Annotated in this window: 12 protein-coding genes and 1 tRNA gene; 5 read left to right on the forward strand and 8 right to left on the reverse strand. The window is 35.6% G+C overall.

All coding sequences use genetic code 11. The features are described from left to right. Window positions 1-82: 82 nt before the first annotated feature. Together FLA105534_RS06930 and FLA105534_RS06935 are read right to left on the reverse strand one after the other, a co-directional pair. Complete coding sequence (locus FLA105534_RS06930) at window positions 83-1,315, reverse strand: DUF4178 domain-containing protein (RefSeq protein ID WP_173965305.1); 1,233 nt, start codon at window positions 1,313-1,315, stop codon at window positions 83-85. Window positions 1,316-1,318: 3 nt separating this feature from the next. Beyond that, window positions 1,319-1,681, reverse strand: a complete 363-nt coding sequence (locus FLA105534_RS06935; RefSeq protein WP_173965306.1) for an S-adenosylmethionine decarboxylase family protein — start codon at window positions 1,679-1,681, stop codon at window positions 1,319-1,321. 311 nt (window positions 1,682-1,992) lie between these two features. Between FLA105534_RS06935 and FLA105534_RS06940 the strand changes: the two genes are divergently transcribed. Both FLA105534_RS06940 and FLA105534_RS06945 read left to right on the forward strand, forming a co-directional pair. Then, entirely contained in the window at window positions 1,993-2,400 is a 408-nt protein-coding gene (locus FLA105534_RS06940) for a helix-turn-helix domain-containing protein (RefSeq protein ID WP_173965307.1), read from the forward strand. A gap of 65 nt (window positions 2,401-2,465) precedes the next feature. Then, window positions 2,466-2,675 (forward strand): hypothetical protein, encoded by a 210-nt coding sequence (locus FLA105534_RS06945; protein ID WP_173965308.1) that lies wholly within the window; start codon window positions 2,466-2,468, stop codon window positions 2,673-2,675. Window positions 2,676-2,952: 277 nt separating this feature from the next. Here FLA105534_RS06945 and FLA105534_RS06950 read toward each other — a convergent pair whose 3' ends face one another. From FLA105534_RS06950 to FLA105534_RS06965, 4 genes are read right to left on the reverse strand one after another with little or no spacing between them, the layout of a single operon-like run. After that, the gene (locus FLA105534_RS06950) at window positions 2,953-3,753 is read right to left on the reverse strand and encodes a TerC family protein (protein WP_173965309.1); all 801 of its coding nucleotides are present in this window, start codon (window positions 3,751-3,753) and stop codon (window positions 2,953-2,955) included. Window positions 3,754-3,795: 42 nt separating this feature from the next. After that, entirely contained in the window at window positions 3,796-5,040 is a 1,245-nt protein-coding gene (locus tag FLA105534_RS06955; RefSeq protein WP_173965310.1) for a cation:dicarboxylate symporter family transporter, read from the reverse strand. A 41-nt stretch (window positions 5,041-5,081) separates the two neighbouring features. Continuing rightward, complete coding sequence (locus FLA105534_RS06960) at window positions 5,082-6,374, reverse strand: CitMHS family transporter (protein WP_173965311.1); 1,293 nt, start codon at window positions 6,372-6,374, stop codon at window positions 5,082-5,084. A gap of 18 nt (window positions 6,375-6,392) precedes the next feature. Continuing rightward, window positions 6,393-7,085: a DUF2490 domain-containing protein gene (locus FLA105534_RS06965; protein ID WP_246253187.1), complete on the reverse strand. Its 693-nt coding sequence runs from the start codon at window positions 7,083-7,085 to the stop codon at window positions 6,393-6,395. Between the two features lie 184 nt (window positions 7,086-7,269). On the opposite strand from FLA105534_RS06965, the gene FLA105534_RS06970 reads away from it, so the two are divergent. Beyond that, window positions 7,270-8,370 (forward strand): sensor histidine kinase, encoded by a 1,101-nt coding sequence (locus FLA105534_RS06970; protein ID WP_173965312.1) that lies wholly within the window; start codon window positions 7,270-7,272, stop codon window positions 8,368-8,370. After that, window positions 8,367-9,053 (forward strand): LytR/AlgR family response regulator transcription factor, encoded by a 687-nt coding sequence (locus FLA105534_RS06975; protein ID WP_173965313.1) that lies wholly within the window; start codon window positions 8,367-8,369, stop codon window positions 9,051-9,053. Before FLA105534_RS06970 ends, FLA105534_RS06975 begins: the two co-directional genes overlap by 4 nt. A 105-nt stretch (window positions 9,054-9,158) precedes the next feature. Here FLA105534_RS06975 and FLA105534_RS06980 read toward each other — a convergent pair. Both FLA105534_RS06980 and FLA105534_RS06985 read right to left on the reverse strand, forming a co-directional pair. Then, window positions 9,159-9,245 (reverse strand) — tRNA-Ser (locus FLA105534_RS06980). A 60-nt stretch (window positions 9,246-9,305) separates the two neighbouring features. After that, the gene (locus tag FLA105534_RS06985; RefSeq protein ID WP_173965314.1) at window positions 9,306-10,175 is read right to left on the reverse strand and encodes a LysR substrate-binding domain-containing protein; all 870 of its coding nucleotides are present in this window, start codon (window positions 10,173-10,175) and stop codon (window positions 9,306-9,308) included. A 91-nt stretch (window positions 10,176-10,266) separates the two neighbouring features. On the opposite strand from FLA105534_RS06985, the gene FLA105534_RS06990 reads away from it, so the two are divergent. Next, window positions 10,267-11,499, forward strand: coding sequence for an MFS transporter (locus FLA105534_RS06990; protein WP_173965315.1), 1,233 nt, complete (start codon window positions 10,267-10,269; stop codon window positions 11,497-11,499). The last annotated feature ends 34 nt before the right edge of the window (window positions 11,500-11,533 follow it).

An 11,533-nucleotide genomic window follows, 5' to 3' on the forward strand; every position in this document is an offset into this window, starting at 1 on the left:
GATAAACTCCAAAGCAAAAAAGTCCTATTGCTAGTGAAGCGGCATTATTAAATATAAAATCCAAAAATTTTTTCATAACTGTTTATTCCTCATAGCGAGAATAAGAACTGTCTGCCCATCTCCCTTTTTCAAAATTATAATTAAAAAACCATATTATTAAGTAAATGATAATCATGCCAATAACAACCATCCATACATTTCTGCTTGAAGGCTCATTCCAGACCACATTTACACGCATTTCGCTATTAATAACATCTTCTGGCGCTTTCATTGGTGTTATTAAAAGATGGTATTTGCCTGCTTTTACACCGCAAATATTAAATTCTTCAGAATTATTCCCTTCTGTCCAGGACTCTCCGTCCGTATAGCCGTGATAATATTCGATGTCTTTGTTTGCATAAATTTCATCATTGGTCACTTCATTTACTAAAGCGACATTCAGATTGGCCCATGAATTATCAACATCTGTAGAAACTTTAATGGTCAATGGTGCCGAACCTCCGTTCAGAATAAAAGCATCACTTGTAACTTCTTTATTATCAAATTCGGTAAACTTTATTGATTTAGAAAAAACATTCTGTTCGAATTGATCCTTATAGATATACCAGTTGGCCGTAATGATCAATAAAGCAATAAAGCAGAAAATAATTCCGGTATTTCTGAGATCAAATCCATAAGGCTGAACCATATTTGTACCAGACTGATACGGTAAAGTAATCTTCTTAAAAGCCTTTTTTATTTCTCCTTTTTTAATGTATTCTCCGTAAAAAGCGGTTTCAACACCATTCATTCTTTCCACCGAAATCATATACGGTGGTCTTATGTACTCCACTAAATGAATATTCCTGTTCTGAGGCAATTCGAAATCGAAAAACCCCTGAGCATTTATAATTGCGGCATCTGAATATTCAAAAATATTATAGTCTTCCTTATTATGCTCCAAAATCAGAGGATGTTTTTTTACCTCAAAAACCTCTTCCATTTGAGTTAATAAAATCCAATGCCCTTGAGAAAGTGAAAGATAGACAAATTCATTTTTATGGTTTTGGAGTATAAACTCGGTCCATCTATAATCAGGATGAACCTTCTTTACCAAAATGCCTGTAACTTTATATTCGCTTCCTTTTAAAAAACCAACATCACCTATCGCTAAAGGAAAATCATTGATTGTCGTTTTATACTGAGTTTTTTTGCGAAACATCCCTTCTTTGTCCCGAGCATATAAACTCTGACAATTAGGACAGACAAAATTCACAACGTCAAAACCAACCTGTAATTCGGTTTCTATATTACAATCGTAACAATGAATTTTCATATACTATCGGTTAATTTCAAAATCTTTAATAATCTTTCCTTCAAAATAGCTGATATAATCTGCCATTACGTCTTTGACCTTTTGCGAGTTATCCTGAAGATAGTTACACAAATAAACATCCAGTGTTAATTGATTGTATTCTGGCCAGGTGTGTATGCAAATATGAGATTCTTTTAAACAGAATGAAATTGTAAAGCTATCGTTGTCAAAATTGTGTACAACCGCACCAACCTTCTCCAATTCATACTTTTCTAAAATTATATGGGTTGCATCAACAAAACCCTGACTATTGGTTAGTTTTTGAATTTCATCGACATGTAAAGTAACCAGTTTATGCAGTCCTGGCGAATAAGGAGGTAAATCCATTCTAGTTTTTTAGGTAACAAAAGGAGCCAAATATATAATAATTTATCTAATAAATTTAACTTAAAAATAAGATTTGAAAGCCTTCATCAAATTTCTGTTTTCAATGTATTTTTTAATATTACTACTACTGAAAATCTGATCAATTGCTTTTAATTTTTGATTAATTTATTGTAGACGAATCCGAATAACAGACTTGTACCAGAGTAGAAAAACCGTATTTTTGCATCAATAATGAAATCCGTATCTTACAAAAAAGAATCTGTTTTTTACTAAAATCTATTTTCTCTAAAATTTTTAAATATCTTTGATTTATGAGCACAGCAACAAAACCATATCATATAGGGCGAAAAATCAGCCGTATTCGTGAACTTAAAGACATGAAGCAAGAAGCATTGGCACAAGCTTTAGGTATATCTCAACAATCGGTTTCTGCTATAGAAAACAGCGAAACTATTGATGATGAAAAATTGAAAGAAGTGGCAAAAGTACTTGGAATGACTGTTGAAGCCATTAAGAACTTTTCTGAAGAAGCCGTAATCAATTATTTTAATAATATTTATGATCATGGAGCTTTTAACAAGCATTATAATGATTGTACTTTTAATCCTTTAGATAAATTGGTTGAAGTTTATGAAGAAAAAGAAAAGCTATACGAACGTTTATTACAGTCTGAAAAGGATAAAAATGAGTATTTGGAGAAATTGTTAAAAGAGAAATAAATTCTTAATACATACACGATCCTTTTTTGTATCACTATTTCAAAACGAGACATAAGTTCAAAATCATGATTAAAATAAATTATAAAATTCAATTTGTCTTATTTGTTATTTGCTTATTCTTTATTGGTATAGGCATATTTAAAACATTAGACGAAGGCTTAAAAACTGGAATTGGTCTTTTTGGGCAAATTTCACATTTTGTTCCATTTTTAATGGCTGCGATTATTTTTGGCAATAACATCTATTCTAAACGAATTGAAAAATTCAAAAAATAAAAGTACTTACAGAATTCGTCTACAATAAAATTTGAGTTGGTTTTTCTAATACGCAAATGACACATTCAAAATTAAAAGAAGTCAGTTTCTAGAATATCTAAAATCCAACAAAAAAGAGAATCAAAACTTTATCAAATTCAAAAGGGGCTGTCATATTGAGACAGCCCCTTTTTATTTCAGAGAGCACGAGATTCGAACCCTCGATACAGTCAACCCTTATACTAGCTTTCCAAGTTAAATCCTTCAACTATTCTAAGCTTATGCTTAGCGCTAAAATTTATTTATTGGCAACTGGTTTGGTTTTCATTGGATAATTAAAGAAGGTACTTGTTAGTATCGGTACAAAAAATACGGCAGCGGTAAGGACCGAGATTCCTATATCTGCGGCATGGCTTGCTAAGAATTTACTGAATGCTGTTTCGGGATAAAAATGTTCATATAAAGATAACGCCAGTTTAATCCCTAAAATGGCAATTACTACAAAAGCTGCGGTTTCCAGAAAATTGTATTTTTGCATAAGCCCCACAAACCACTGTGCTATAAAACGCATCGCCAAAATACCTATAAATACACCAATGCATACTAATATGATATTTGGCGTAAAGGCTACAGCTGCAAATACATTATCAATCGAAAAGGCCATATCCATAAGCTCCACAAGGCAAACAGTAGCCCAAAAATGGCCTATTGAGCCTACTGTTACACGGTATAACCAATTACCTTCCTTATTTACTTTTTCTTCTTCGCCTCCTTCTTTTTGCTTGTCTTTGTACCATGAATACACCAGATAGAGCAGGTAAAGCCCACCAATAGGTTTAAGCCACCAAATGGCAATAAGTGCCGAAGCAAATATCATGGCAACACCCCTAAAGAAATAAGCCCCCCAGATACCATACTTAAGCGCACGATCACGCTGATTTTCGGGCAAATCCATTACCATTGTAGCCAGTACAGCTGCATTATCAACAGAGAGCAAGCTCTCGATAAGAATAAGGTTTCCAATAATTGCCAGTGATGTACCGGGATGTGCAATAATATCTTGCCAAAGGCTATTAATAGTCGTAAGTAATTCAGTCATTTTGTATTATTTTAAAGAATGATGCCATAATGGCTTGTTTATTTATTTTGATATGGAAAGATCTATTTCGGGGTTTGGCTCAAAGTCTTTTTCATATTTAGAAATGATTATAACCGCTACACCATTGCCTATAAAATTAGTTATGGTACGGGCTTCGTTCATGAACTTATCAATACTGAAAAGCAGTGCCAATCCTTCTAAAGGAAATTTATTAAGTGTTGTAAACGTTATGGTAAGCGCTATAAAACCAGAACCAGGTATTCCCGATGCTACTTTTGATGTAACCATGATAACCAGCCCTATAGTTATGATATCGTGAAGCGTAAGTGGGATGTCAAACAACTGAGCAACAAACAATGTACATACTGGCAAAAATATAGACGCACCCGCAAGGTTAAAAGAATAGCCCAACGGTATTGAAAGCCCCACTACAGCTTTACTACACCCCGCTTTTTCAAGCTTTGCAACAATTAAAGGAAACGCTGTTCTGGATGACGATGTACTAAAAACAATAAGCAGTTCTTCTTTAATATAATTCAGAAACTTCCAGAGACTTATATTGTAATAACGCAGCAAAAGTCCCAGTACAACAAATACAAAGAGAGCCATTGTTATATAAGTAGTCGCTAGCAATTTGCCTAAAGGCAACAGGCTATGTATACCAAATCGCGATACTGCGTAAGCCATTCCGCCAAAAGCAGCAACCGGTATAAGCAAAAACAGGTACATCAGTATCTTATACAAAAAGGTCATAATTTTTTGCAGCGTGGTTACGTACTTTGCCCGGCCCGGAGAGAGGCTAAGCAAAACACCTGTTATAACTGCCAACAGAACCAATACCAGCGGTCGGTTAAGTATTATAAAGTTAAACCAGCCGTCATTAAGTGATTCGGTAGCTGTAAAATGTTTGGGTAAGGCCGCATCGATAAAGCTTTTTTCTATCTTGCCCGGTTCTATAAATAATGCTGCCATTATACCCATTATCATGGCAAGAGTAGTTATTATTTCAAAATAAACGAGCGCCTTGAACCCGACACGACTCACTTTTTTAAGATTATCAATACTACTTACACCTATAATTATCGTTAAAAATATTATGGGCTGTATAAGCGGTTCAATAAGATATAAAAATCCACTGCCTAAAAAATCCAGCTGAATACCCTGTTCAGGATAATAGTGACCCACAGCAATTCCCAACAGCAACGCTATGGTAACATAAGCTGCTAAATTTTTCAAATACTTTTGCGGTATTCCAGTACTTTCCGGATGTTGTTGTGTGGTATCCATTTTTTAAACCTTATTCATTAAATTGCTCCGTAAAGGTAATTTTAAAAAGTTATTAACCCGATAAGCAAGGCCGCAATAAGCATAGCAAGTGATGAGCCCAAAGCCCATTTTATAGTAAACTTTACGTGGTCAGAAAACTCAACACCTGCCAAACCTACTAAAAGATAAGTTGAGGGTACAAGCGGACTTAACAGATGAACGCCCTGACCAATAAGCGATGCCGCTCCTATTTCTAACTTTGTAGCGCCCAAGTGTAATCCCGTTTCTGTAATTAATGGCAGTATGCCAAAATAATAAGCATCGTTGCTTAAAAAAAATGTTAGCGGTGCACTGCTTACGGCTGTTAGTACAGGAAAAGCACTCCCCCAAGTATCTGGTACCACTGATATCATAGAAGCTGCCATAGCATCCATCATTCCAGTACCAGAAAGTATGCCTGTAAAAATACCTGCCGCAAATATCATCGATGCTACAGAAAGAGCATTGCCCGCATGCAGCCTCATTACTTTTTGCTGTTGCTCTACTTTTGGATAATTAATAATAAGCCCGATGCAGAATGCTATCATAAAGGAAACGGCCAATGGCAACACATCAAACATCATTGAGGCCAACAGTAGTATTGTAAGCAGAAGGTTGAACCATATCAGACCTGGTCTTCTGAGTTCACGCTCTATAACAACTTCTTCCTCATTTATAAGGTGCTTGTTCATGTCGCCTTCGCGTGCAATCCTTCTTTTTTCGCGAAGCCCAAGCCAGAATGCTGCAAATAGTACCCATAGTATACCACCAATCATGACCGGTATCATAGGCATAAACAATTCTGATGCATCCATTTTAAGAGTCGTCATCGCACGTGCTGTAGGTCCGCCCCAAGGTAGTATATTCATTACCCCGCCACCAAGCATTATAATGCACGCGAGAACAAGCGGATTCATGCCCAGTTTTTTATATAATGGCAACATTGCGGCTACAACTATCATATATGTAGTGGCACCATCACCATCAAGCGAAACCAATATGGTAAGCAAGGCAGTACCCACGGCTATTTTTAAAGGGTCGCCTTTTACAAACTTTAATATTAGGTTTACCAACGGGTCAAATAATCCCGCATCAATCATTATACTAAAGAAGAGTATCCCAAAAATAAGCATGATTCCGGTGGGAGCAATATTCTTTACACCTTCCATGATTATTGAACCAAGATCGGCAGTAAAACCACCTAAAATAGCAAAAAGAATAGGGATAAGTATTAGCGCCGTTAACGGAAACAAGCGTTTTGTCATGATCAGGTACATAAATACAATGATCATTGAAAATCCTAAGATTGTAAGCATGACTCTATATTTTTAAGTTTAATTATTTTCTGTTTTAGCCGACCAGTCAAATGAGTTTCTAAACCCCGCCAACACATAATTGCTTGTATCATCAGGGCTTACCTGATTGACAAATGAAAGTTCTATTGCTGATTGTTTACCAAGATTGATACCCAATCCAGCTGTAATCCGGTTGCTGTCAAATTGTTCCTCCTTTACCACATTCATCCTGATTTCATTTTTTAGAATGCCATACAAGAGGTTATTTCCCTTTTCTTTACCCAATGGGATTTTTAACGATATGAGATAACGCAGCCTCAAAACAAAATCATCAGGATTGGTTAAAAAACGTTCTTCGACACGATAACGGTGTAATAATGTAGTACGCCCAAGTTTACTTTTAATCGTTAACTGTTGAAACGGCCTGTTTTCATAACGTATCTTTTTATCGGTAAAACTTGTGTACGGTTGTAGCACCAAAAACATGAAACCCACAGCCGGATACAGGTCGTTGTCTAGCTTTCTTTCAAGATAGGTCGAAACTAAAAAAAGACGTGAATCTTTTACCAAATCGTATGCGCGATATTGAGAAAGGGCTGTAAAGCTGTACTTTTCGCTCAGTTTTGCCGACATTGTATATTGCAGCCACATGTTAAGATTATCTTGTTGTGCTGATGCTTTCGTAGAAAAAAGCATTAAAAAAAACATGATTGATATATATATTCTATACATTCTGATAAATTGTTAATTTATTTGTGTGAGGTAAAAGTATAGGATTGATTTTTTCAAAAAATTAATTTTCAACGAACGACTCATTTAATAAACAAACAACGCAAAGTGCCTATTATAAAATAATGATATTTGTATTTTAAATGATATAATTTTAACGGGTGAATAATTTTTAACACAAAAAAGTATGGTTTTACTAATAAACATCATTATCCTCCTTGTAGCTTTTAGATTACTGTTTGAACAAAAGATTATAGGCAGCCTCATGAAAAAACAATGGACGAACCTTATCAGGTTTCAACATGTTTTATTTTTTGTTATATATACCTCCTTTCTGATAATTTCAATGTTTTATTTTACCGACATGCCTTTTGCGCTGTATAGGATACTATTTATTATGACGATCAATACTGCCTTGTATATCGTTTGTTATGCCTATTTAGTTCCTGCCTATTATCAAACCAATAAGTATCCTGAATACCTGTTGTATGCCCTGATATTATTTATATCAACAACATTGCTACGACTGCTCGCTGAGCCTGAATTTTCAAAAGGAAGTGGTGTAGCACAAGACCAAACGCTTTTTTTGATAAGTGTATACAGTTCGCAAAGTATCGTGATTTTAGTAGCTTCCTTTTTAGGAATATCAAAACATAAGTTTTTAATAGAATATGACTATCTCGACCTTGAGGTAAAAAAAAATGAGACCGACCTCAACCTTATGAAGTCAAAGATAAATCCGCACTTTTTACTCAATACTCTTAATAATATCTATGCGGGCAGTTACAGCCAGCATGCTAATACGACCGAAGCAATACTACAGCTAAGTCAGTTGCTACAATATGTCATATATGAAACCGACAAAAAAACTATTGCCATACACAAAGAGTTTGAAATGATGAAAGCACTTGCTGGCTTATATCAGCTCAAATACAACAATACACTCCATATAGTATTTGAACTAAATGATAGTGAAGTGCAGGAACAGGTAGAGATTCCTCCTTCTATATATTTTACTCTTTTTGAGAATGCACTCAAGCATTCAGACATTGGAACAGACATGGATGCCTATATTTCTGTGAGGTTTGATAAGGAAGACGATAACTTGTTGTTCAGAATAGAAAACTCTGTACCAGAACACGCTCAAATTAGTAATAACAAAGGATATAACGGAATGGGACTGGTTGCATTGAAAAAAATATTAGCAATGGAATACGCAGAAAATTATGAATTGTTTGATGAATTATCAAATAAGACGTACTTTTCTACTCTCAAAATAAAGTTATGAACCAATTGCAGGTTGTAGGCGTAGATGATGAATACCTTGCGCTGGAACTGATAAAAAAGTATTGTACCAAAACGGATGACATAAAGTTGCTGGCTACCTACAGCAACCCAAAGGAAGCCATGGTTTTTTTGCAGCACAATGAAGTTGACCTGCTGATACTGGATATTAATATGCCCGGCATCAACGGGATAGAATTACTACAAAACACACACAACAAGCCGCTCTGTATTTTTATAACTGCCGAAGAGCAACATGCCGCCAAAGCATTTGAACTTGATGTTGTAGATTATCTTATAAAACCCATAAGTTTTGAGCGTTTTGAAAAGGCCATCACAAAAGCCAAAGAATACCACCGCTTTATAAAATCTAAAGACATTGTTGAAGATTACATTATGTTTAAATCAGACAACATTGTAAACAAAGTAAAACTGGATGATATTTTTTGGATAGAAGGTTTTGGAGAATACCTCAAAATTGTATCCCGCTATAAAAAATACATGGTCCTGGAACGTATGGCAAAGTTTGAAGAAATGCACCGTCCTCTGGGATTTATTAGAATACATAAGTCATACCTGATTTTGAAAAACCACATCGTATCATTCAATTCACGTATGGTACAGCTCAGAGACGGCAAGGAGTTGCCCATAGGCCGTACTTACAAGGACAACCTTAAGGAAATCTAAGATATAAGGTACTGGTGCAAAAAAAGAAAACCGGCAAGTTTATAACTTGCCGGTTTTTTTTAGCTTTTAATAAAATTTAAGCAAAATACATTGCTTGTTTTTTTGCAGAGAGGAAGGGATTCGAACCCTCGATACAGTTACCCATATACTAGCTTTCCAGGCTAGCTCCTTCAACCACTCGGACACCTCTCTAAATTGGTCTGCAAATAACATAAAAAAAAATGACTTAGAAAAACAAAATCGGATATTACTTTACATACTTTTTCTAAATTCTTCCATAAATAGTTTGACAGCCTTTTTTTGATAGCCTCCAATAGTCAGCATAAACGAGTCTCTCTTCGTGGGAACTCCTGTAATCTGAATCGCTTTGAGGTCATCCCAACCTTTTAGAGCTTTTTCAGCAACTATTGTAGCCCAATCACTATCCTGAACCATTTGCAACAAGGCATGAATTGAGTTTAGTTCAATCGAAATCTTGGGTCTCATTTTGTTCTTGGCAAATAAATCTTCTACAAATTCCCTCGAATTCGAACCTTTTCCAGGTAAAACAAGCGGAATTTCCTCTATCTTCTTAAACGCAATTTTGTCTAAAGCTGCCAGAGAATGTGTTTTCGAAACCACCATTACCATTTGCGAAGTAAACAAAGGCACTTTCTCAACGGGAATATTTATCTCATGTGATGAAATCACCAGAACCAAGTCTAACTCGTTCGTCAGTAATTTTTGTTCTAAAGCCTCTGTTGTACCGTATTCGACCACAATTTTCAGGTTCGGATATTGTTTGGCGAACGTATTGATAACGGGCAGAATCAAAAGTCCGAAAATATAGGTTACTCCGATTCGCAGTTCACCACCAATCATTTCGTTTAAATCTTCAATAGCCTGCTTCCCGTTTTCTACATTTTCAATGACTTTTTTGGCGTGAATCAGGAAAACGGCACCGGCTTCTGTAAGCTGCACTTTTTTCCCTATCCTTTTAAACAAAGGCATTTCCAGTTCTTCTTCCAGTTTTTTTATCTGTTGTGATAATCCGGATTGCGTTACAAAACACAACTCGGCCGCTTTTGTAAAATGCAGCACCTCTGCTGTTTTGATAAAATATTCTAACTGATAAATTTCCATATTGATAAGTTTAATTACTTATTACAAGTAAAATTATTAATTTTTCTAATGAAATCATAATCCCGAACTTTGTAAAAAAATATCAGGCATCATGTTTCAAGCGTTAAAATCAAAAAACTTCAAGTTATTCTTTTACGGACAATCTGTTTCTGTAATTGGAACCTGGCTTCAAAAAACAGCCGTAAGCTGGATGGTTTATAGCGTTACGGGGTCGGTTTTTTTACTGGGATTAGCAACTTTTTTAAGTATGATCCCGTCTTTATTTCTGGCTCCTTTAGCCGGAAGTATTATTGGCCGCTACGACAGACACCGTGCTATGATTTTATTACAATCTTTGGCCATGCTTCAGGCAGGTGCTTTGGCGCTGTTGATTTACCTGAAAATATATAACATCAACTTTATTCTGGCTTTAAGTCTGATTCAGGGTATCATCAATTCTTTTGACATGACCTGCAGACAAACGATGATGATTGATATTGTCGACAACAAAGAAGATTTACCCAATGCAGTCGCCTTAAACTCTACCCTGAATAATTTTGCCAGAATTGCAGGCCCTGCTCTGGCGGGAATTATTCTGCACAATTATGGAGAGGATATTTGTTTTATTGGGAACTTCTTAAGCTACATTCCGGTTTTGATTTCGCTGTTAATGATGAAAATTACGCCACATATTAAAGCCACTGACAAGATGAAAATGGTAGATGATTTTCTCGAAGGTCTGGATTATGTAAAAAAAGAAACCGAAATGGCCAAAATGCTTCTGATGTTAATGTGCAGCAGCTTATTTGTAATTTCTTTCAACACTTTAATGCCTGTTTTTGCCAAGGATATTTTTAACGGAAATGCGCAGACTTTCAGCTGGTTTGAAAGTGCTGCCGGGATTGGATCAATACTATCCGCTATTTACTTAGCTAACCTTAAAAAAGCCGACAATATGGGCAAAATAATGATCTCTGCAAGCTTATTGTTAGGTTTTAGCATTATCATATTGGCCTATTCAAATAGCTTAACAGTAGCGCTTATTTGCATGGCTTTGAGCGGTATAGGAATGATGGCGCAAACCTCATCAATCAACATTTACATTCAGACGCAAAGTACGGTAAATATGCGTTCGAGAAGTATTAGTTATTATTTAATGGCGTATCAGGGAATGATTCCTGTGGGAAGTTTGATTATTGGTTATGTCTCACACATTATCGGAACCCGAGAAACTGTCGCCATTCAGGGTGTTATCAGTATTATCTCGGTCATTGTTTATGTGCACTACAAAAAACAGAGTTCTGAAGAAGAGTTTGGAACTTGTGAGGTTCGTTATAAAGATTAAAATTTAAATTCCAATCTTTTTAAATCCCAAATTC

Source organism: Flavobacterium collinsii (assembly GCF_902804485.1).
GTDB lineage: Bacteria > Bacteroidota > Bacteroidia > Flavobacteriales > Flavobacteriaceae > Flavobacterium > Flavobacterium collinsii.

What these genes read in the sequence shown, in the direction of transcription:
- FLA105534_RS06930 (WP_173965305.1), bottom strand. Translation starts at nt 1,315, where the DNA reads ATGAAAATTCATTGTTACGATTGTAATATAGAAACCGAATTACAGGTT.
- FLA105534_RS06935 (WP_173965306.1), bottom strand. Translation starts at nt 1,681, where the DNA reads ATGGATTTACCTCCTTATTCGCCAGGACTGCATAAACTGGTTACTTTA.
- FLA105534_RS06940 (WP_173965307.1), top strand. Translation starts at nt 1,993, where the DNA reads ATGAGCACAGCAACAAAACCATATCATATAGGGCGAAAAATCAGCCGT.
- FLA105534_RS06945 (WP_173965308.1), top strand. Translation starts at nt 2,466, where the DNA reads ATGATTAAAATAAATTATAAAATTCAATTTGTCTTATTTGTTATTTGC.
- FLA105534_RS06950 (WP_173965309.1), bottom strand. Translation starts at nt 3,753, where the DNA reads ATGACTGAATTACTTACGACTATTAATAGCCTTTGGCAAGATATTATT.
- FLA105534_RS06955 (WP_173965310.1), bottom strand. Translation starts at nt 5,040, where the DNA reads ATGGATACCACACAACAACATCCGGAAAGTACTGGAATACCGCAAAAG.
- FLA105534_RS06960 (WP_173965311.1), bottom strand. Translation starts at nt 6,374, where the DNA reads ATGCTTACAATCTTAGGATTTTCAATGATCATTGTATTTATGTACCTG.
- FLA105534_RS06965 (WP_246253187.1), bottom strand. Translation starts at nt 7,085, where the DNA reads ATGTATAGAATATATATATCAATCATGTTTTTTTTAATGCTTTTTTCT.
- FLA105534_RS06970 (WP_173965312.1), top strand. Translation starts at nt 7,270, where the DNA reads ATGGTTTTACTAATAAACATCATTATCCTCCTTGTAGCTTTTAGATTA.
- FLA105534_RS06975 (WP_173965313.1), top strand. Translation starts at nt 8,367, where the DNA reads ATGAACCAATTGCAGGTTGTAGGCGTAGATGATGAATACCTTGCGCTG.
- FLA105534_RS06985 (WP_173965314.1), bottom strand. Translation starts at nt 10,175, where the DNA reads ATGGAAATTTATCAGTTAGAATATTTTATCAAAACAGCAGAGGTGCTG.
- FLA105534_RS06990 (WP_173965315.1), top strand. Translation starts at nt 10,267, where the DNA reads ATGTTTCAAGCGTTAAAATCAAAAAACTTCAAGTTATTCTTTTACGGA.